Below are 20,332 nucleotides of genomic sequence, written 5' to 3'. Positions count from 1 at the left end.
GTCGGCCGGAGGCTTCTTCGGCCGCACCAGGCCAGATTGCGGAAGTCGAGCCCCAGGAGCGCCAGCGGAATGTTACGCGCGCTGACCGCGTCCTAGGTATTGGCCGTCCGTTTCGAGCCAGACCCGACGAGGGTCAGGTTGCGCAGGGGGACGCCGGCTTTCAGAAGCCCGTCCCGGTAGTGGGCGGTGTCGGCCGGGGATTTCCAGCGGAAATTCTTCAGGTGCCGTTCGACGGTGAGGCCCGGAAAGCTTCCGAGCAGGACTTCGACGGCCTTGGCTGCTTCCTCGGTCCGGTCCAATTGCGCAAGCGCCGCCGCCCGGACACAGAGCACCTGAAGATGATTGGGGTTCAGGTACAGGGCTTCGCGGGCCCAGGACAGCGACGCGTCATATTGCCGGAGCAGGTAGTGGCTGAACGCACTCAAGGCCGGCCACTGATACCGCGGGTCGCTGTTGCCGCGCTGCACGGCCGTCGAAAACAGCTCGATGGCCTGCCGATGCTCGCCGATCACGAGGTGACATATGCCGAGCACGCCGCGCGCGCCCATGTCGTAGGGGTTCAATTCGACCGCCTTGCGCGCGGCGTCCATGGCGGCGTCGTGATAGCCCTCCATCGCCTGCACATAGGCGAGAATCGAAAATGCGAACGACGAACGCGGATCGAGCCGGACACTGCTTTCCGCCAGTTCCATCGCCTCGCGCCATAATTCACTGGTGCTCTTGATCCAGCCGAACTGCACGCCCTGCACCAGGATGGTGGCAAGATAGGCGCGTGCGATCGAAAGCGCCGGATCGAGCGCGATCGCCTCCCTGAACAATTCGATCGAGGCTTCGTAATCCGCCTTGGTCGGCTTGTAGTAGTGAGAAAGCCCGCGCAGGAACCGGTCCCACGCGGTCAGATCGGTGGACGACGACCGCGCCGGCGCGGAAGCTTCGGCGCGATAGATCTCCGGGGCCAATGCCGCGCAGAGATTGGTGGTGATTTCGTCCTGCATGGCGAACAGATCGCCGATGTCGCGGTCATAGCGGCCGGTCCATAATTGCTCGCCATTCTCGGGAGCGATCAGCTCGGCGGTGACGCGAACCTTGCTGCCGGCGCGGCGCACCGAACCCTGGATCAGATAGGTTGCGTCGATTTCCCGCGCGATCAGGCGGGTGCTCAGGCTCTTGCCTTTGAAGGCGAAGGTCGAGTTCCTGCTCAGCACGCGGTAAAACGACTGCAGCGACAGGGCGTGGATCAGGTCCTCGGTGAGACCATCGGAAAAATACTCGTCAGCGCTGTCACTGAGATTCGCAAATGGAAGCACGCCCACGATCGCCGTTCGATATTGAGCGGGCAGGTTCGTCGCGGTCTTCTGCTCCCGGCCGGCGTCGTCATATCCGACCGGCTTCCAGGTCCAGACATGCACCGGTTCGGCGATGTTCTTGAAACGGTGCGTACCGGCGTCGACAAAGGGAGCGCTGAGGTGCTTGCTGGCCTCGTCGTAGGCCTTCGCCGAAACGGCTACGCCGCCGGGCGCGGCAATCGCCTCGAGGCGGACGGCGATGTTGACACCGTCCCCGAACACTTCGTCCTCGTCGGCGATCACATCTCCCATGTGAACGCCGAGACGAAATTGCATCACCCGATCCGCAGGGAGCTGGTCGTTGCGTTCCACCATCAGCCCCTGCATGGCGATCCCGGACTCGATCGCGCCGACGACACTCGGAAACTCCAGCAGGAAGCCGTCGCCGGTGTTCTTCACGAGCCGGCCGCCGTGATTGAGAATGATCGGATAGATCGCGCTTCGATGGGCCTTGAACGCGGCGTGGGTGCCTTCCTCGTCGGCGCCCATCATTCGCGAATAACCGGCGACGTCCGCGCAGACTATGGCCGCTAGGCGTCTCTCCATCTCCTGTGCCCCTGAACTCGCAGCCCTTAGGGTGGGTGGCCGGCTGACCGAATCCTGTTGCTTTTAAACCACCTGTCGCCGCCAGATGCCAGTTCGCATGTATGTGACAGGCGGGAGACAGCATTGCCGCCGCGCAAGGCGCGAGCTGATCCTGAACAGGTTACCCAACCGTCGCGATTGCGGCAAAGATCACCGACAACTTCATCTAAAAGTTGTGTAATAAGCGCACAAACACCTCTGGGCGTTCGCGCTTCCGCCTCTCAGCTACGCAGGCCCGGTGCTTCCTGGCCGGTGCGCGCGACATACTCCGTGTAGCCGCCGCCATACTGATGAATGCCCTCGGGCGTCAGTTCCAGCACCCGGTTGGACAGGGCGGCCAGGAAATGCCGGTCGTGCGAGACGAACAGCATGGTGCCCTCGAATTCGGACAACGCGTTGATCAGCATCTCCTTGGTCGCCATGTCCAGATGGTTGGTGGGCTCGTCCAGCACCAGGAAGTTCGGCGGGTCGAACAGCATCTTCGCCATCACCAGCCGCGCCTTCTCGCCGCCCGACAGTACCCGGCACTTCTTCTCCACGTCGTCGCCGGAGAATCCGAAGCAGCCGGCCAGCGCGCGCAAGCTACCCTGCCCGGCCTGCGGAAACGAATCCTCCAGCCACTCGAACACCGTGCGCTCGCCGTCCAGGAGGTCCATGGCGTGCTGGGCGAAGTAACCCATCTTCACGCTGCCGCCGAGCGCCACGGTGCCGTCGTCCGGCTCGGTGGAGCCCGCCACCAGCTTCAGCAGCGTGGACTTGCCGGCACCGTTGACGCCCATCACGCACCAGCGCTCCCTGCGGCGCACCTGGAAGTCCAGCCCGTCATAGATGCTGCGGTTGCCATAACCCTTCTGCACATTTTTCAGGCTGACGACGTCCTCGCCCGAACGCGGCGCCGGCAGGAAATCGAACGCCACCGTCTGGCGCCGCCGCGGCGGCTCCACCCGCTCGATCTTCTCCAGCTTCTTGACCCGGCTCTGCACCTGGGCGGCGTGGGAGGCGCGCGCCTTGAAGCGCTCGATGAAGTTGATCTCCTTGGCGAGCATCGCCTGCTGGCGCTCGAACTGGGCCTGCTGCTGCTTCTCGCTCAGGGCGCGTTGTTGTTCGTAGAACTCGTAATTGCCCGAATAGGTGGTCAGCTGACCGCCGTCGATCTCCACCACCTTGTCGATGATGCGGTTCATGAACTCGCGGTCGTGCGAGGTCATCAGCAGCAAACCCTCATACCCCCTCAGGAACTGCTCGAGCCAGATCAGGCTCTCGAGGTCGAGATGGTTGCTCGGTTCGTCCAGCAGCATGGCGTCGGGACGCATCAAGAGGATGCGGGCCAGCGCCACGCGCATTTTCCAGCCGCCCGACAGCGCGCCGACATCGCCGTCCATCATCTCCTGGGTGAAGCTTAACCCTGCGAGCACCTCGCGCGCCCGCCCCTCCAGGGCGTAGCCGTCCAGTTCCTCGAAACGCCCCTGCACCTCGCCGTAGCGCTCGATGATTTTCTCCATCTCGTCCGCGCGGTCGGGATCGCCCATCGCGGCCTCGAGTTCCTTCAGCTCGGCCGCCACGGCGCTGACCGGGCCGGCGCCATCCATCACCTCGGACACGGCGCTGCGGCCGGCCATCTCGCCGACGTCCTGGCTGAAATAACCGATGGTAACGCCGCGATCGACGGCGACCTGGCCCTCGTCGGGCTGCTCCTGGCCGGTGATCATCCGGAACAGCGTGGTCTTGCCGGACCCGTTGGGACCGACGAGGCCGACCTTCTCGCCCCTCTGGAGCGCCGCGGAGGCCTCGATGAACAGGATCTGGTGGCCATTCTGCTTGCTGATATTGTCGAGACGGATCATTTTTGCCTGAGGGAAAGGGAAATTGTTGCGCCGCTCTTATTCCATGTGGCGCGCCCAAGGAAGGGCATTCCGGGCGGCCCAGCTACCCGTTCCCATGCCCGAAAAAAGGAGGCTCCCGCCTGCCCGGCCGGCCCTCGCCCAAATGGCGGGGTTTTTGTTTGGGGATTGAACGCGGGCCTCGCGTGCGCCGACAGAGGGATCGTGCAACCCTGCGATGGCAGGACTGAGGGCGCCCAGGATGATTCTTCAATCTCTCGCCGGATTGCCGGCGTTTCTGGTCTATTTCTGCACGGCGCTGGTCGCCGTGCTCGCCTATCTCTTCGTCTACACCCGCGTCACGCATCACGATGAATTCCAGCTGATCCGCGACAACGTGCCGTCGGCCGCAATCGCGCTGGGCTTGAGCCTGCTCGGCTTCGTGCTGCCCGTGGTCAGCGCCATCGCGCACTCCGCCAATGTCGTGGATTGCCTGGTCTGGAGCGCGATCGCGCTGATCGTTCAGATCGTCGTCTATTTCGTGGTCAGGATACCGGTGCCCAACCTGTCGGCGCGGATCGCAGCCGGCGAGCTTGCGCCTGCGATCTGGCTCGGGCTTGCCTCGCTCGCCGCCGGCGCGCTCAACGCGGCTTCGATGATCTATTGAGCATGACCGAGAAACCAAAAAAGGATTTCGGGAGGCGCCGGCCGGTTGCGGTCCCCGCAGCCCCGCCCGCGAAGCGCTCCAACCACGTGGCGCTGCTGTTGATGGGCACCCTTGCCGTCGGCGGTGGCGCCTATGCGCTGATGCCGAGCGAGAACTGCGAGCCGAACAAGCCGGGAATGGCGGCGCCGTCGGGAACGCAGACCGGCACCGAATGCCGGTCGCGCGGATCTTCATCCAGCCGCGGCTCGTCAGGCGGAACGTCGTCGCGCAGCAGCTTTTTCAGCAGCGATTCCTCGTCGAGCCATGCGTCATCGGGCACCTCGCCGTCCGATTCCGGATCTGGCCATGTGACGCGCGGCGGCTTCGGCGGGTTTGCGCACGCCTTCAGCTCGCATTTTTCCGGCGGTGGTTAGCGGCCGTCCATGCAGCGCATTACTTGCCCCGAGCGTGACGACTGGCGCCAAACCGCCGAGGCAACCGGGTTCGATTTCCACACCATCGACGGCGAGCGCTATTGGGACGAGCGCGCTTACTATGCGTTCTCGCTCGACGAAATCGAGCGCCGGATCGAAGAGCCCACCGGCGAAATCGACGCCATGTGTCTCGAACTCGTCGGCCATGCGGTCGATGACGAACGCATGCTGCGCCGGTTGAAGATACCGGAAGCGTTCTGGCCCCTGATCTCGGAAAGCTGGCACGAGGACGCGAGCAGCCTCTACGGCCGGCTCGATCTTTGTTTCGACGGGCGAGGGCCGGCGAAACTGCTGGAATACAACGCCGACACGCCGACCTCGATCTTCGAGGCGGCGGTGTTTCAATGGAGCTGGCTGGAACAGGCGATCGAACGGCGCATCATCCCCGTGCGCGCCGACCAGTTCAATTCGATCCACGAGCGCCTGATCGAGGCGTGGAAGAAGCTCGCCGGGGGACGCCACCTGCATCTCACCGGCACCACCGGAAATACCGAGGATGCCGGCACGCTGGCCTATCTCGAGGACACCGCGAGACAAGCGGGCCTGTCGACCACCTTGATCGACATCGAGGACATCGGGCTGCGCGACGACGGCCGCTTCGTCGATCTCGACAACCGCGAAATCGAGCTGGCGTTCAAGCTCTATCCCTGGGAATGGATGTTTCACGATGCGTTCGGCTCCGGGCTCGCCAGGGCGCCGACCGGCTGGATCGAGCCGCCGTGGAAGGCCATCCTTTCCAACAAGGGCATTCTGCCCCTGCTGTGGGAGATGTTTCCGCATCACCCGAACTTGCTGCCGGCCTATTTCGAGGATGATCCGGAAGCCGCACGGCTCGGCGCCTCCTTCGTGCGCAAGCCGCTGTATTCCCGCGAGGGCGCCAATGTGGCGCTGGTCAGCAGCGGCGTCACGCTGGTGGAACAGCAGGGACCGTACGGCGCCGAGGGTTTTGTCCGCCAGGCCCTGGCGCCGCTGCCGAATTTTTCGGATCAGTATCCGGTGCTCGGCAGCTGGCTGATCGACCACACGCCGTGCGGATTATCGATCCGCGAGGACGAAAATCCGATCACCGGCAACACCTCGCGGTTCCTGCCGCATGCGATCCTGTGAATCCTGCAATAGCGTTTTCGAGCGAAGTGGGCACCGGTTCGCGCAAAGAAAACGCGTCAAAACAAAAAACTGGAGCCCGGTTCTGATTCAATCAGAACCGGGATGCTCTAGCGCGCGGCGGCGGCAACCAGCTTCAGCGCAGCCGGCGCGGCACCGGCGCGCACGGCCCGGGCCGCGTTCGGACGGTAAAGCCCGCGCCGCTCCGGATAGGGCTTGAAGGCGTCGGTTATTCCGACCACGGACTCGGCCGCCCCCAGCGCCAGCACGCCGTCGGGTTCGAGCATCCTTGCAAGACGGTCGAAAATACCGGTCTTGGTGTCATGGTCGAAATAGATCAGGACGTTGCGGCAGAAGATCACGTCGAAGGTTCCGAGATGGGAAAAGTCCTGCAGCAGGTTCAACTGGTAATGCTGCACCATGCCGCGGATATCGGCATTGAGCTGCCACAACTCCCCCGTCTGCTTGAAATACTCGACCAGCATCTGGATCGGCAGGCCGCGCTGCACCTCGAACTGGCTGTAGATTCCCGCCTTCGACTTCTCGAGCACTTCCTGCGACAGATCGGTCGCAACGATCTCGACCCGCCATCCCGTCAGGCCGGCGAATTCCTTCACGCACATCGCGATCGAATACGGTTCCTGGCCGGTGGACGAAGCCGCGCACCAGATGCGCAAGGCGCGGCGGCTGGCGCGCGCCTGCACCAGCGCCGGCAACACCGCTTCCTTCAGATGATCGAACGGAATCTTGTCGCGGAAAAAGAACGTCTCGTTGGTGGTCATCGCCTCGACCACCTCCGACGTCAGCCGGTCGGCTCCGCCCCTGAGCCTGGCCACGAGTTCGGGAATTCCGGGCAGGCCAGTCCTACGCGCCAGCGGAACCAATCGGCTTTCAACCAGATATTGCTTGTCGGCGGACAGGTCGAGACCGGAACGTTCCTTCAGAAGCTTGCGCAGAAACTCATAGTCCAACGGCGTCACGAGCGATCCCCCGAAAACAACCGGACCAGTTTCGGCGCGATCTGACCGAGCGGCAGAATGGCGGAGCATATCCCCGCATTGGCGGCGGCGCCCGGCATTCCCCACACCACACTGGTAGCTTCGTCCTGGGCGATCACGCTGCCGCCGGCCGCGACGATCTCCTTGCCGCCGCGCATCCCGTCCGAACCCATGCCGGTGAGCACGACGGCCAGAATCCCGCCCTGCCAGACATCGATCGCGGAGCTGAACAGAGGGTCGACGGCCGGCTTGCAGAAATTGACCGGCGGCCCGTCATCGAGCGCGATCGCGACATCCGTGCCGCGGCGCACGACCCGCATATGGCGGCCGCCCGGCGCGAGATAGATCTGGCCGGCCTTGACGATCTCGCCGTCGACGGCTTCATGCGCCGGCCGATGGCTCGAGCGTGCCAGATGCTCCGCCAGAATCGTCGTGAAGGTCGGCGGCATGTGCTGGGTGATCAGCACGGGGAAGCGATCGATCACCGCGCCGATCTCGCCGACCAGCGTCATCAGCGCCTGCGGTCCGCCGGTCGAGGAACCGATCAGAAGCGCGCGCGGCGCGTGGCTGCTGAACGCGCGGCGCACCAGCGGCGGCTGGGCAACCGGCGGCCGGGACAATGGCTCGCGCGGCCGATCCGGCGCCGGAGGCGGATTTGTCGTATGATGACCAGTCCCAGGAAGATTTGGCGAAGCCGGAACGTTGCGGCGCAGCTTGGCGCCGAGCGAACGTATCTTCTGGATCAGGTCATGGTGAAACGTCTCGGCGGCGGCCTGTTCTCGGGTGCTTTCCGGCTTCGGAATGTAGTCGGACGCACCGAGCGACAGCGCCTTGAAGCTGATCTCCGCGTTGCGGCGGGTCAGCGTCGAAGCCATGATGATGATGAGGTTGCGCTTCTTCGCCAGCAGCAAGGGCAGCGCGGAAATGCCGTCGAGTTCGGGCATTTCGATATCGAGCACGGCGACGTCGGGATTGACGCGCTCGATCTGGTTGACGGCGTCGAGGCCGGTGCGCAGCGATGCCGCGACCACCATGTCCGGTTCGGATCCGACCCAGCGGGAAATCAGTCCGCGAATGACGACGGAGTCATCGACCACCATCACCCGCAGCGGCTCCTGCTGCGTCGAATTCGAAGTCGGGGAACTTGCCAACGCAACACTCATTAATCACCAGACGCAACTGAGAGCGGCACTAGAAAAATACCGAGGGGCCGTTCAGCCGCCGGATCGAAACAGGCAGATCAGATCAGGCCGACTTCCTGGAACTTCGCGGTGACGATGTCCTTGTCGAACGGCTTCATGATGTATTCGTTGGCGCCGGCGTGAAGCGCGCGCGCGATATGCGCGACGTCGTTTTCGGTGGTGCAGAACACCACCTTGGGCGCGTCGCCGCCGGGCATTCGGCGCAGATTGCCGAGGAATTCGTAGCCGTCCATGATCGGCATGTTCCAGTCGAGCAGGATCGCATCGGGCAGGCCGCGCTTGCAGACCTCGAGCGCCTTCTCGCCGTCCTCGGCTTCGATGATCTGGAAGTCCATGCCTTCCAGGATACGCCTTGCAACCTTTCGGATGACGCTCGAGTCATCGACAACAAGACATGTTCTCATATCAGCCTCTACTTCTTCCCTATCCCAAAGGGACGTTTCCACTCAGCTCTACGCTTTGTCCGCCGCCGGACATTATGCCGCCAGCAGGTCGGGCACGATTTCGAGAACGCGATCGACGTCGAGGACGACCATGAGCTGACCGTCGAGGCGATGCACGCCGCCGGCAAGCTTGGCCATGCGGGGATCGAGGTTGACGGGGTTTTCCTCGCGGCCGTCGTCGTTAAGCTTGAGCACCTCGCCGATCTGGTCGATCAGGAGGCCGTAGGATTCGCCGCGCAGGTCGACGCCGACCGCCATCGGCGGCTTGCCGTCGTCGTTCTTCGGCAGGCCGAGCCGGGCGCGCATGTCCACCACGGTGACGATGCGGCCGCGCAGATTGAGCACGCCGGCGATCTCGCTCGACGACAGCGGCACCCGGGTCAGCCGTTCCGGCATGAACACGTCCTGGACGCGGGAGATCGGCAAGCCGAACAGCTGGCCGCCGATCATCGCGGTGACGTATTCGGAGACGGCGCCTTCGGTGCTCTGGGTCTTGTCGGTCATGGTCTTCTTCCTTTAGGCCGCGGCCCTGGAGATCTCGGCGGTCTGTTCCTTCAGCGCGGCGATCAGGCCGGGGCGGTCGAACTTGGCGACGTAGTCGTGGAAGCCGGCCAGCCGGCCGCGCTCGATCGCCGCCGGCGACACCACCGAGGACAGCGCGATGATCGGCACCGAACTCAGATGCGCATCGGCCCGGATAACTTCCGCGAACTCGAAGCCGTTCATGTCGGGCATCTCGATGTCGGTCAGCACCACGTCGAAGGCCTGGCCCGAGCGCAGCGCGGAGAGGCCCTCCTGGGCGCTGGGCGCCACCCGCACCTTGTAGCCCGCGGCCTTCAGCACCGGCGCCAGCATGTTGCGGAAGAACGCGCTATCGTCGACCAGCAGCACCGACTGCGCCGATACCGAGGGGCGCATCTCCTTGCGGGAGAACCAGTCGGCGAACGCCATCGGCAGGAAGTGGCCGACGTCGATCACTTCGGTGGCCTGGCCCTTGATCACGGCCGAGCCCAGGATGCCGTCCCTGGAGCCGGCGACCTCGATGTTGAGCCGTTCCTCGACGATGTCGATGATCTCGTCGACCACCAGCCCCATCGAGCGGCCGTCATCGGCGAACACCAGGATCGGCTGCGATCCGGAGCTCTGGACGCTGACGCCTTCCATCTGCACCAGCGGCATCAGCTGGTCGCGGTACTGCACCATGTAGCGGCCGTTGGAGAGTTCGATCTTGTCGGTGGCGAGCTCCTCCAGCCGGGTGACGAGCCCGAGCGGCACCGCCTTGGGCTGGGTCGAACCGGCGCGAAACACCAACAGCGAGGTCAGCTGCTCGGCGGCGCTGGCGCGGGACGCGGCGTTCTCGTCGGCGATTTCGTGGGAGGCTGAACCTGCGGCGCCGAGCGCCTTCGCAATGCCGTTGGGATCGATGATCATGATCACGGCGCCATCGCCCAGGATGGTATTGCCGGAGAACATGTCGATGTGGCGCAGCTTGGTCGACATCGGCTTGACCACGATTTCTTCGGTGTGGAACACGCCGTCGACCACGATGCCGAAGGTCTGGCTGCCGACCTGCGTCACCACGATGAAGCCGTTCTCCGGATCGGAGGAGGAGCCGTCGTCGATCTTCAAGAGCTTCTTCAGGTGCATCAGCGGCAACAGCTTGTTGCGCAGCCGCAACACCGCGGTGTCCTTGATGCGCTCGATGCGGTGCTCGGAATTGGCGCGGGCGCGCACCAGTTCGACCACCGAGAGCTGGGGAATGGCAAAGCGGTCGCCGGCGGCTTCCACGATCAGCGCCGAGACGATGGCGAGCGTCAGCGGGATCTTGATGGTGACGGACGAGCCCTCGCCGGCCACCGACTTGACGTCGATGGTGCCGCCGATCTGGTCGATATTGGTGCGCACCACGTCCATGCCGACGCCGCGGCCGGACACCGAGGTGACGGTGGCTGCGGTCGAGAAGCCGGGCGCGAAGATGAACTTGTGGATCTGCGCTTCCGTCATCTTCTCGAGTTCGGCTTCGCTGACGAGGCCGTTGGCGACCGCCTTGGCCTTGATCCGCTCGGTGTTGAGGCCTCTTCCGTTGTCGGCGATGCAGATGATGATGTGGCCGCCTTCGTGATAGGCGGACAGCCGGATGGTGCCCTGCTCGGGCTTGCCGGCCGCGGCGCGCTCGGCCGGGGTCTCCAGGCCATGGTCGGCCGAGTTGCGCACCATGTGCGTCAGGGGATCCTTGATCAAATCGAGCACCTGGCGGTCGAGCTCGGTGTCGGCGCCGTGCATCTCCAGTTCGATCTGCTTGTTAAGTTCGCCGGAAAGGTCGCGCACGATCCGCGGCAGCTTCTGCCAGGCGTTGCCGATCGGCTGCATCCGCGTCTTCATGACGCCTTCCTGCAGTTCGGCGGTGACGTTGGACAGCCGCTGCAGCGGCACCTTGAACTCGGTGTCCTCGTTGCGCCTCGATATCTCCAGCAGCTGATTGCGGGTCAGCACCAGTTCCGACACCATCGTCATCAGGTGTTCCAGCGTGTCCACGTTGACGCGGATCGACTGGTTGGCGACGGAATTTTCGGCTGCTTCGGGATCGGCAGCAGCTCTTTTCTCGGCAACGGCCTTCTTCGCCGCCGGCTTCTTCTCTTCCGCTGGCGCAGCGTGCTGCGCGGGCTTGGGCGCGGGCGCCATGGGAGGCGCGGCCTCGATGGCGGTCTCGCGGAACGCGCGCTCCAGTTCATCCAGCGACACTTCGCCGGGACGCAGCGGACGCTCCAGCACCTGCGGCACCAGCGTGCCCTGCGCCACCGCGGGAACATCGGCGATGGCAGCGGCCGGCGCGATCGGCGGAGCCGACGCTGACGCGATCGGCGAAGCCGACGCTGGCGATTCCGGCTCGAAGGCGCGCATGCTCAGTTCGACCAAGGGATCGATCAGATCCTGGTCGGTGCCCTCGGGCTCGGCCTCGGTGGCCTCGAGCCCTGCGAGAATTTCCTTGATACGATCGATGCTGGAGAGGATCAGCGAGACGGCTTCGGAGGTGACCGGCATTCCGTCGCGGAATTTGCCCATCAGCGTCTCGCCGGCATGGGCGAGCGCTTCGAGGCGCGGCAGGCCGAGAAAGCCGCAGGTGCCCTTGATGGTGTGGACCAGCCGGAAAATATTATCCAGAATCCTGGCGTTGTTCGGATCCTGCTCGAACTTCACCAACTGGTTGTCGACCGTATCCAGGCTTTCGCTGGTCTCGGTCAAAAACTCCCGCAACAAATCATCCATGAAACCGGCCTTCGAACGCACCGGCGCGCGACATCGACGCGCCTTTCGCAGTTTGGCCAGCTTCTATGCAAAGCGTTTAATATTGGTTGAGCAAATGGAAAAGAACGGGCTCAACAAAGAGATAAGACGGCTTCATTGAATCCGGGGGCGCTGTAAACGCTTGGTTAACCATGTTTACGCACATCACGCCTCAGGAGGCGGTCACGACCACCGCTTCGCCCTCGGGTGCGAGCACCACATTCAAGCCGCAGGCCTGCGCCAGCAGCCGGGTATAATAAGGCTGCACGGCATGGGCATCGATGCTCGAGGCCGAGCCGGAACTCAGCATATCGGCGATATTCTGCGGCATGCGGGCGTTGAGCCCGGCGGCGGCGACGCGAAAGCCTGATGTCTCGCCTTCGCCGACCGGATCGACGGTCAGCACTCCGCCGCGCGGGATGGTCTGCTGCGCAATCACCATCATGTTGAGGAGCAGCTTGACCCGGTTTTTCGGCAGCAGCACCCGCGGCAAGTTCCACGCAATCGTGGTCTTGGCGTCCTCGAGATGGCCGCGCGCCATGGTCTGCGCGTCGCCGAGATCGATCTGCGCGCCCGCCGATCCGGCAGCGCCGAACGCCAGGCGGCAGAACTGCAGCCGCGCCGAGGCTGTCTTGGCGCTCTTGCGGATCAATTCGAGCGCAAACTCGCGATCTTCCGGTTTGGGATTGTCGTCGAGGACCTCAAGCCCATTGACGATCGCGCCGACCGGACTGATGAGATCGTGACAAACCCGCGAGCACAGCAGCGCCGCCAGTTCGAGGGCGTCGGGGGCGGGACCGGGAGACGGGGTGCCGGACATAAGATGTTCCTGGAAATCCGTGACAGACGCGGACATGGCGAATCACGCATGCTCGCTGGCTTGATACACTGCGGACGCGCGTGCTGCCAACACAAGGCAGCTCAAGTGGAAAGACGACTGTAGATGACACCGCCCATGAATGAGGCACGTTCCTCAGGCCCCGTGATCGATCGCGATGCCGCGGCCGCGCTGATGGAGCCCCTGACCGATCTCGTGGTCCAGGCCGGGGCGGCTATACTCGCGGTCAACCGGGCCGCGATGAGGATCGAAGGTAAGGTCGATGGCTCGCCGGTAACGGAGGCGGATCTCGCCGCCGACCGGATCATCGGCGAAGGGCTCGCGCGGCTTGTTCCGGAGCTGCCGGCGCTGTCCGAGGAGCGCTTCCAACTGGCGAAGCCGCCCTACGGCGACAGTTTCTTTCTGATCGATCCGCTCGACGGCACCAAGGAATTTGTCGCCGGCCGCGACGAGTTCACGGTCAATCTCGCGCTGGTGACCAAAGGCACGCCGCTGTTGGGCATCGTCGGCGCGCCGGCGCTGGGATTGATCTGGCGCGGGCTGGTAGGCCGGGGCGCGGAGCGGCTGACCGTCGGCGGCACGTCGCTGGGGGTGCCCGAACCGATCCATACCCGCAAGCATCCTCCGCCCGGCGCCCCCTGGATCGTGGCCGTCAGCCGCTCGCATGGCGATCCCCGGACCGAAGCCTTTATTTCGGCGAGGCCCGGCGCGGTCCGCGAGATGCTGGGCTCGGCGGTGAAGTTCGGCCGGGTGGCGGAGGGCGCCGCCGACATCTATCCCCGCCTCGCCCCGACCAGCGAATGGGATGTTGCGGCCGGCCACGCCGTCGTTACCGCGGCCGGCGGCAGGATCACGGATAGCCGGGGCGCGGCGCTGCAATTCGGCGGCGGGCGGGAGGGCTTTCTCGTGCCGGAATTCATCGCTTGGGGCGATCCTGCCGCGGCGGGCAAACCGTGAGATGTCATTCCGGGGCGCATCCAACGGGTCCGCGCAAGGCGCGGTCCTGTTGGATGCGAACCCGGAATCTCGAGATTCCGGGTTCGGTGCTGCGCACCGCCCCGGAATGACGGCGTGTGCCCTATTGCGCCAGATTTTGCTCCAGCGCCGGCCAGCGCGCCTTCGCCTCCCGCAGGATCGGCGCCGGGTCGGCGGCGAACGCATCGCGGTTCTCTTCCCGGCCAAACAAATAAAGCCGCTGTCCCGCAATCGCCCAGAACCGGGGGTTGCCGGCATAGGTGACGCCGCGGGCCAGACCGGTGGGATCATAGCCGCCGAACTGGGGACCGTAGATCTCGGGATGGGCAACAAAGGAAGCGCGATTGCCCTCGTTGCGGAAACGCCAGACCGCCCCCGCCTCCGACGCCTCGAAGTCCGGCCGGCCGAGCTCGGCGCGGCCGTCGGCGAAATAGGCCACCGGGTCGTACCCCTCGATGGCCAGACCGCTGTAACGGTTCATGATCACCCGCTCGGTGGTCTGGGCCCGGGCCGCCGACGGGGAGCAGGCCAGCGCGACCAGGCCTGCAAGGCCGGTCAGCAAACCGATCAAGGCTATTCCGGGGCGAAAATGCGCTCCGCGGCCGCTGCCATTTCCTTCCTGCCGTTGTGCCGTCATAGTTGGTACCGATAACATCCGAGTCGGGGGACACCGGACGCAACCTAAATCCGTGCCTGTTGGCATCAGGTTAAGGCGGTGGCCGGGATACGATACCCAGGGGTTCTTTTATGATTTTCGCATCACGCCTCGCCGCGGCAGCGCTAGCCGCGCTGATGTGCTGGACCGTGCCCGCTTCCGCGCAGCAGGCGCCGCCGCCGCAATTGCCGCCACCGCAGCGCCAGCCGACCCCCAACACCTATGGGCCGGACGAACTGGTCAACGCCGGACACAAGTTCTTCGGCAACGTCTCGCGCGGGCTGGCTTCGGTGATCGAGCGCGCGGTGAGCCAATGGGGCCTGCCGAACGGTTACGTCCTCGGCGAGGAAGGCTCCGGCGCCTTTGTCGCCGGCTTGCGATACGGCGAAGGCACGCTCTACACCAAGAACGCCGGCGACTTGCGGGTGTACTGGCAGGGACCGTCGGTCGGCTTCGACTGGGGCGGCGACGGCGCACGCACCATGACGCTGGTCTATAACCTGCCCGCGACCAACGCGATCTACCAGCGCTTCGTCGGCATCGACGGCTCCGCCTATATCATCGGCGGCTTCGGCATGACCGCGCTGACCGCGAACAACATCGTGCTGGTGCCGATCCGCTCCGGTATCGGGCTGCGGCTTGGCGCCAACATCGGCTATCTGAAATACACCCCGCGCGCGACCTGGAACCCGTTCTGACGCGCCTATTTCCTGCCTGTTCCCGCGCCAGCGTCGCTCCGGTTACGAATTCACGTTAACGCTGCAATAGGCTGGCCTTTCCCGTGCCCCCCATGGCATTGTGAAAAGTAGAGTTTTCTCGCAGGGGTATCCTCCATGATCGAACCGATCATGTATCTGGCGATCGGTTTTCTGGTCTCGATGCTGTTCGGGCTGATGATCGTGCCGCTGGTGCATAACCGCGCGGTGCGGCTGACGACCCGGCGGCTGGAAGCGGCGACGCCGCTGTCGATGGCCGAAATCCAGGCCGACAAGGACCAGCTGCGCGCGGAATTCGCGATGTCGGCGCGGCGGCTCGAGATGAGCGTCGAGCAGCTCAAGAACAAGACCACCAGCCAGCTCGCCGAACTCGGCAAGAAATCCGATGCGATCAATCGCATGAAGCTCGAGCTTGGCGAAAAGAACGCCACGATCTTTTCGCTCGAGGCGCGCGAGAAGGCGGTCAAGGAACAATTGCGGGCGACCGAAGAGGAATTCACCGCCAAGACCGAATCGCTGCGCGACGCCGAGCAGGCGCTCAAGGCCAAGCAAACCGAGCTGGCGAAACTCAACAGTGAACTGTCCGAGCGTTCGATGACGGCGGAAAGCCGCCAGGTCGAACTGGTGGCGGTGCGGACCCAGATCGACGCGCTCAAGAATCGCGTCGGCGACGCCGAAAAGGAATTTGCCGCCACGCAAGCCCGGCTCGAACAGGAGCGCACCGATTCCGAGAAGGCGACGCGCGAACTCGCCGAGGCGCGCAGCCGCGTCGAGAATTTGAGCCAGCGCGTCACCGATCTCGACCGCCAGCTGATCATCCAGGTCAAGGAAGCCGAAATGCTCGGCAACCGCGTCAACGATCTGGAAGCCCGCCTTGCCACCCAGGGCAAGCTTCTGGCCGAGCGCGACGTCGAAAACAACCAGCTGCGCCAGGCGTTGGCCGCCGCGGAACAAGCGGCCAAGGAAGCGCGCGACGAACTCAACACCACCAACAGCGGCAAATGGCCGGCGCTGGAAAAGCTGAAGGCCGAAAAAGCGGCCGTCGAGGAACAGCTCACCGTGGCGCGCGACGAACGCGCCAAGCTGCAGCGCGACATCAACGCGATCCAGCAGCAGGCCGAAAGCTCATGGGCGACCGAGCGCATGGAAAATGCGCTGCTGCGCGAGCGCATCAACGATATCGCCGCCGAAGTGGCAAAGCTCGCGATGCAGCTCGAGGGGCCGAATTCGCCGATCGAGGCCATGCTGGCGGCGGAACCGGCCCCCCCGCCGAAGGCGGCGAAGGCCGCCAACGGCACAGCCGCCAATACCGGCGTTTCCGAGGGCGGCGGCACGCTGGCCGAGCGCATCCGGGCGCTGCAGTCCCACGCCTCCCGCGCCCGCCAGCAGCAGCCCGGCTGAAACTTCGTCGTTCAGCCGGTAGCCGAACGACCCTTGCAGCTTGACACTATGGCCCCGCACTTCGTAAATCGCGGGCAGCGACAGCGTGCAATGTTCGCCCAAGCGCCGTGTTTCGGCTCTTGATTTTGCACGAAAATCCCGGACGCATAGCTCAGCGGGAGAGCGTTCCCTTCACACGGGAGAGGTCCAAGGTTCGATCCCTTGTGCGTCCACCATGCCTCTGCAGCCTGCTCCTCAAAGCCAGTCAGTTGGCGCGAAGCGATTGCCGGATCCGGTGCCGATGCCCCCTCAAAAGCTCGTCGTTCTCATCGCCAGCCTGACCGGAGGCGCGATCGGCCTGTTTGCGCCGGTGGGTATCGTGAAATGGCTGCTGCAAACCGAACCCGAGGACGCCGGAATCCTGACACTGTTCTTCCTGCCGGTCTGGTGCCTGATTGTGGTCGCGGGACTGTTGACCGGCCGCAGGCTGGGATTGCTCGCGACCGGCAAGCGGGCGCTGCACCGATAGGGTATTTGGTCGGGCCTTGAGGCTACGCCGTCAAATCCCGAGTAGCCAAACCGCAACCACGGTCCCGAGCACGGCCAGACCGGAGATCGTCCAGCCCGTCGCGTAAACCGCACCATCGGATTCCGGCCTCTCCACCATCGTATCGTGCCAGTGGGTCATGACAGCCTCCTTGGGGGGTGCCTCTGGTGGTTAAGTCTGCGCCAGCGGCGCGAGGTTCAACCCATCGACAATAATCGCGACCGGGCCCTGCGGGTTCCCGGCCGCATCGCCGCGACCATCTTGCGCCGCACCAATGCCACCGCATCGGGAGCCCATGGAATTCGGCGAAATTTCCGTGGGCGCCGTGCGCTTCGCTCTTGCGCCCCGCGCCTTCGTGCTGGTGAGTGGTAGCGCCCGGGAAGACCGCCCCTGCCGACTTAACGTGGAGCCACTGTGAGCGCGAAGAACCTCCGAATTGCCACGTGGAATATGGCGTCGAACCAGAACTACGATGCGGTTGCTGCAAAGATCGCGGAATTGGATATCGATATCTGTGCGTTGCAGGAAGTATCGCTCGATCCGGCGGCTGACCTGCCGGTCCTGTTTGGCCGCGGGCCGGGAAATGCATCCGGCTATTGCTGGCACTTCACGCCTGCGCTCGTGCCGGAGGAGTTGGGCGGCGGCAAACCGGAATATTATGGGCTCGCGATCCTATCCAGAATTCCGCTGTCCCGAACGGCCGCGTTTCAACTGGGTCCGGCGAGCACCGGTTCAGCCGTCGATGCTGAAAATGAGCCACGCATCCTGCAGGTCGCGGCGCTGGCGTTGGAGCGGCCGGCGTTCATCGGCAACACCCATCTCGCCGCCACCGCAGACTGGTCGTCGTCTGCCGTGCGGCGATCTCAAGCCGGGAAGATTGCCGGCATGCTGCGGCCGCTTGCAGCGCAAGGGCCGCTGATCCTGTGCGGCGATTTCAATGTAGAACCATCGAGCAGCGATCTTGCGGAGTTAAGGCAGACCCTGCCCTATTCCTATTCCAGCACCGAAAGGACCTACCTCGAGGACCATGGCCGGCCGCCGATCGATTTCTTCTGCTCGTCCGTCGCGCTGGAAGCGAAGGTTTCCGTCTTCCCCGCGGATGGCCTGTCGGATCACAATATCGTTGTCGCGACCTTTTCCGGGCTTGGGAGCCGCGCCTGACGCCGGGTTTCCGGCCGGCGCGCGCGTCAATGAACATTCAACGGCCATCGAGCCACGCCGCCAATTCGGCGGGTGAGCCGAGGACTGCATCGGCATAGGGAGCAAGGATTGCTGACGGCGCCGGGCCGGTCAGGACACCGATGGCCACAGCGCCGGCTGCACGGGCGGCGGCAAGGTCGTGAACGGAATCGCCGACGACGGCGATTTCCGAAGCAGCTACACCGACGGCCTGCGCGAAGGCAAGAACCGGTCCGGGGGCCGGCTTGGCGCCAAAGCTGGAATCATATCCGGCGACGAACTGCAGAACTTCATCCAGGCCAAGCTTGTGCGCGTGAGCGCGCGCGGTGATTTCGGCATCGTTGGTGATCATTCCGAGCCGATAGCCCCGCGCGGCGAGCGAGGTCAGCAGCGTCCTGGGATCGCCGATCGCCGTCAGATGCCGGGTGGTCGCGTCGCACAGCAGACGATCGATCTCGGCAAACAACGCCGTATTCGCAGGCCGCCCGAGCGCCGTCGCCCAAAGCACGCCATAGACGCTGGTCGGCTCGGCGATGAGCGGAGAATCCGGCAGCAACCGCTGGCCGTCTTCGACAAAATGGCTCGCCGCCACCAGCCGCTGGTAGGCGGCGCGGTCGCCGCCTGAAAGATGCTGCATCACCTCCCGAACCGCCGGGCCGAAGCTGCGCTGGAAGTCGACGAGGGTGCCATCCTTGTCGAACAGGATCGCACGGATTGGCCCGACCTTACCGGATTGCGCCATGTGCGATGGTTTTTCCCGAGACAGCGGGGCGGTGCGACATGCCTCAGCCTTCGAACGTAACGCCGATCCGGCGTTCCTTTCGCCAGACGACACGGCACGGCCGGGTAAAATCATTGGCCTCAATGACCAGAACAAACTGCTGGGGGATTCCGACCGGACTGATGACGTCGAGCGCAGCGCCTGCCTCTGAAAGGTTGCGAACCGTGCAGGAGATGCCCGCGCCGCCGCCGAACGTTATCGTTCCAGCCTTCAATACGCGGTGTCTTACCGCCTTCCGTCCCTCATCCATCGCCTTCGTCCGATATAATAAATGTTACAGCGACCGCTCGCGCGCAGTTGCGACTGACCCGCAGTAGCGACTGCCCCCAACGCAATCCATCTACCATGATGCATGCAAATTGCGACCGATCAATTCCATATTGAAACAGCAGCGGTCGCAGTCCCGCTTCAACGGAAAAAAGCCGCTGCTGCGGTCCGAAGAACGCAGCAGCGGCTATTTTGGTTTGAGAAGGGATAGCGGATCGACAGCCACGTTAACTCCGCACCCCGAACTATTGTGTAGCTCGAAGTCGTTTACGGAGACTTGCGGAGACCGTCCGAAGGGTCGGGCGGCGCGACGAACTTCAAAGGATTCAGGCGGCGGCGATGTCGCCTTCCGTGACGGTGCGGTTTCGGCCGGATCGTTTTGCTGCAAAAAACCGTCCACACTTATGGCAACGGCGCCAAACTTCCACTAGTCTCCCGCCGTCCCGGCCCGTTGCGATTCCAAGATTTCATTGACGGATTCACCGATCGCTTTTGATCGTCATTTTGAATGGATGGATTTCCAGTGCGCTACCACGATCAATTCACGTCACAGGGCATGCGTTGCGTCCAACAGGTGTCGTTGCTCAAGCTATGGGAGCGGCTGCGCGGTTCTCAAGAGCTTCCTCAATTCAGTACATTGGCGGCCGAGGACATTTCGCGATCGGTCGACAAGCTTTCAATTTGCGAGGTGGTCCACACCGATTCGGGGCCACGCTTTCGTATCGTCAAGAGCGGGGCACAGTTCGAACGCATGTACCCGGAAAGACGCGTCGGGCAGTTCCTCGACGAAACCCTGTCGCCGGCGATCAGGGACCAAGCGCTCGAACATTACAGACGGGTGGTGGCCAGTCGACAGCCATCCTTCAGCTTCACGGCGGTGCGCAAAGATGACGGCCCGATCATCAGATATGAGCGGCTGTTGCTGCCCTTCACCTGCGACGGCTCCCATGTCGAGCGAATCGTCGGCGTCATCACGCTGTTCAGCGAGGAAAACGGTTTCGACGCGAGCGACGTGACGAGCGGACAAATCATCAAACTATAGCAGGCGACCGAATTGCCATGCCAGGAGGT

21 protein-coding genes and 1 tRNA gene are annotated in these 20,332 nt (G+C 64.1%); 9 read left to right on the top strand and 13 right to left on the bottom strand.

The features are described 5' to 3' along the window. Positions 1-92: 92 nt before the first annotated feature. Positions 93-1,892, bottom strand: coding sequence for an adenylate/guanylate cyclase domain-containing protein (locus tag KMZ29_RS05990; RefSeq protein WP_215622870.1), 1,800 nt, complete (start codon positions 1,890-1,892; stop codon positions 93-95). 260 nt (positions 1,893-2,152) lie between these two features. Continuing rightward, positions 2,153-3,775, bottom strand: coding sequence for an ABC-F family ATP-binding cassette domain-containing protein (locus tag KMZ29_RS05985; protein ID WP_215622869.1), 1,623 nt, complete (start codon positions 3,773-3,775; stop codon positions 2,153-2,155). 238 nt (positions 3,776-4,013) lie between these two features. On the opposite strand from KMZ29_RS05985, the gene KMZ29_RS05980 reads away from it, so the two are divergent. Beyond that, a complete protein-coding gene (locus tag KMZ29_RS05980; protein ID WP_215622868.1) occupies positions 4,014-4,418 on the top strand; it encodes a DUF350 domain-containing protein in 405 nt (134 codons plus the stop codon). A gap of 130 nt (positions 4,419-4,548) precedes the next feature. On the opposite strand, the gene KMZ29_RS26950 is transcribed toward KMZ29_RS05980, so the two are convergent. After that, positions 4,549-4,737: a hypothetical protein gene (locus KMZ29_RS26950; RefSeq protein ID WP_215622867.1), complete on the bottom strand. Its 189-nt coding sequence runs from the start codon at positions 4,735-4,737 to the stop codon at positions 4,549-4,551. A gap of 103 nt (positions 4,738-4,840) precedes the next feature. Here KMZ29_RS26950 and KMZ29_RS05970 point away from each other — a divergent pair, with 103 nt between their 5' ends. After that, a complete protein-coding gene (locus KMZ29_RS05970) occupies positions 4,841-5,998 on the top strand; it encodes a glutathionylspermidine synthase family protein (RefSeq protein ID WP_215622866.1) in 1,158 nt (385 codons plus the stop codon). A 107-nt stretch (positions 5,999-6,105) separates the two neighbouring features. Here KMZ29_RS05970 and KMZ29_RS05965 read toward each other — a convergent pair whose 3' ends face one another. The 6 genes from KMZ29_RS05965 to chpT all read right to left on the bottom strand — a co-directional run bounded on the left by KMZ29_RS05965 (position 6,106) and on the right by chpT (position 12,743). After that, positions 6,106-6,975, bottom strand: coding sequence for a CheR family methyltransferase (locus KMZ29_RS05965; RefSeq protein WP_215622865.1), 870 nt, complete (start codon positions 6,973-6,975; stop codon positions 6,106-6,108). After that, a complete protein-coding gene (locus tag KMZ29_RS05960; RefSeq protein ID WP_215622864.1) occupies positions 6,972-8,156 on the bottom strand; it encodes a protein-glutamate methylesterase/protein-glutamine glutaminase in 1,185 nt (394 codons plus the stop codon). Before KMZ29_RS05960 ends, KMZ29_RS05965 begins: the two co-directional genes overlap by 4 nt. Before the next feature lie 77 nt (positions 8,157-8,233). Continuing rightward, complete coding sequence (locus tag KMZ29_RS05955; RefSeq protein WP_215622863.1) at positions 8,234-8,599, bottom strand: response regulator; 366 nt, start codon at positions 8,597-8,599, stop codon at positions 8,234-8,236. A 72-nt stretch (positions 8,600-8,671) separates the two neighbouring features. Then, positions 8,672-9,142, bottom strand: a complete 471-nt coding sequence (locus KMZ29_RS05950) for a chemotaxis protein CheW (protein ID WP_215622862.1) — start codon at positions 9,140-9,142, stop codon at positions 8,672-8,674. A gap of 12 nt (positions 9,143-9,154) precedes the next feature. Further along, on the bottom strand, positions 9,155-11,905 hold the full coding sequence (locus KMZ29_RS05945) for a hybrid sensor histidine kinase/response regulator (RefSeq protein WP_215622861.1): 2,751 nt from the start codon (positions 11,903-11,905) through the stop codon (positions 9,155-9,157). A 190-nt stretch (positions 11,906-12,095) separates the two neighbouring features. Next, positions 12,096-12,743 (bottom strand): histidine phosphotransferase ChpT, encoded by a 648-nt coding sequence (gene chpT / locus KMZ29_RS05940; protein ID WP_215622860.1) that lies wholly within the window; start codon positions 12,741-12,743, stop codon positions 12,096-12,098. 135 nt (positions 12,744-12,878) lie between these two features. On the opposite strand from chpT, the gene KMZ29_RS05935 reads away from it, so the two are divergent. Then, complete coding sequence (locus KMZ29_RS05935; protein ID WP_215622859.1) at positions 12,879-13,718, top strand: 3'(2'),5'-bisphosphate nucleotidase CysQ family protein; 840 nt, start codon at positions 12,879-12,881, stop codon at positions 13,716-13,718. 121 nt (positions 13,719-13,839) lie between these two features. On the opposite strand, the gene KMZ29_RS05930 is transcribed toward KMZ29_RS05935, so the two are convergent. Continuing rightward, positions 13,840-14,373: a YHS domain-containing (seleno)protein gene (locus tag KMZ29_RS05930; RefSeq protein WP_215622858.1), complete on the bottom strand. Its 534-nt coding sequence runs from the start codon at positions 14,371-14,373 to the stop codon at positions 13,840-13,842. A gap of 110 nt (positions 14,374-14,483) precedes the next feature. Between KMZ29_RS05930 and KMZ29_RS05925 the strand changes: the two genes are divergently transcribed. The 4 genes from KMZ29_RS05925 to KMZ29_RS05910 all read left to right on the top strand — a co-directional run bounded on the left by KMZ29_RS05925 (position 14,484) and on the right by KMZ29_RS05910 (position 17,016). Further along, positions 14,484-15,089: a DUF1134 domain-containing protein gene (locus tag KMZ29_RS05925; RefSeq protein ID WP_215622857.1), complete on the top strand. Its 606-nt coding sequence runs from the start codon at positions 14,484-14,486 to the stop codon at positions 15,087-15,089. Positions 15,090-15,224: 135 nt separating this feature from the next. Beyond that, entirely contained in the window at positions 15,225-16,508 is a 1,284-nt protein-coding gene (locus tag KMZ29_RS05920) for a coiled-coil domain-containing protein (protein ID WP_215622856.1), read from the top strand. Between the two features lie 140 nt (positions 16,509-16,648). After that, positions 16,649-16,723 (top strand) — tRNA-Val (locus tag KMZ29_RS05915). A 65-nt stretch (positions 16,724-16,788) separates the two neighbouring features. Next, positions 16,789-17,016: a hypothetical protein gene (locus tag KMZ29_RS05910; protein ID WP_215622855.1), complete on the top strand. Its 228-nt coding sequence runs from the start codon at positions 16,789-16,791 to the stop codon at positions 17,014-17,016. Between the two features lie 30 nt (positions 17,017-17,046). Here the strand turns inward: KMZ29_RS05910 and KMZ29_RS26850 are convergent, their stop codons facing one another. Then, positions 17,047-17,175 carry a hypothetical protein gene (locus KMZ29_RS26850; RefSeq protein WP_256442495.1) on the bottom strand — a complete coding sequence of 43 codons (129 nt, stop codon included), beginning with the start codon at positions 17,173-17,175 and terminating at the stop codon, positions 17,047-17,049. Between the two features lie 273 nt (positions 17,176-17,448). Between KMZ29_RS26850 and KMZ29_RS05905 the strand changes: the two genes are divergently transcribed. Beyond that, positions 17,449-18,195: an endonuclease/exonuclease/phosphatase family protein gene (locus tag KMZ29_RS05905; RefSeq protein WP_215622854.1), complete on the top strand. Its 747-nt coding sequence runs from the start codon at positions 17,449-17,451 to the stop codon at positions 18,193-18,195. Between the two features lie 37 nt (positions 18,196-18,232). On the opposite strand, the gene KMZ29_RS05900 is transcribed toward KMZ29_RS05905, so the two are convergent. Together KMZ29_RS05900 and KMZ29_RS05895 are read right to left on the bottom strand one after the other, a co-directional pair. Further along, the gene (locus KMZ29_RS05900; RefSeq protein WP_215622853.1) at positions 18,233-18,955 is read right to left on the bottom strand and encodes an HAD family hydrolase; all 723 of its coding nucleotides are present in this window, start codon (positions 18,953-18,955) and stop codon (positions 18,233-18,235) included. A 43-nt stretch (positions 18,956-18,998) separates the two neighbouring features. After that, the gene (locus tag KMZ29_RS05895) at positions 18,999-19,244 is read right to left on the bottom strand and encodes a PilZ domain-containing protein (protein ID WP_215622852.1); all 246 of its coding nucleotides are present in this window, start codon (positions 19,242-19,244) and stop codon (positions 18,999-19,001) included. A 540-nt stretch (positions 19,245-19,784) separates the two neighbouring features. On the opposite strand from KMZ29_RS05895, the gene KMZ29_RS05890 reads away from it, so the two are divergent. Further along, positions 19,785-20,303, top strand: coding sequence for a PAS domain-containing protein (locus KMZ29_RS05890; RefSeq protein ID WP_215622851.1), 519 nt, complete (start codon positions 19,785-19,787; stop codon positions 20,301-20,303). Positions 20,304-20,332 lie beyond the last annotated feature (29 nt).

The sequence above is a fragment of the Bradyrhizobium sediminis genome (assembly GCF_018736085.1).
GTDB classification, from domain to species: domain Bacteria; phylum Pseudomonadota; class Alphaproteobacteria; order Rhizobiales; family Xanthobacteraceae; genus Bradyrhizobium; species Bradyrhizobium sediminis.
Note: the sequence above shows the minus strand (reverse complement) of the source record. Positions and strands in the feature narration are given on the sequence as shown.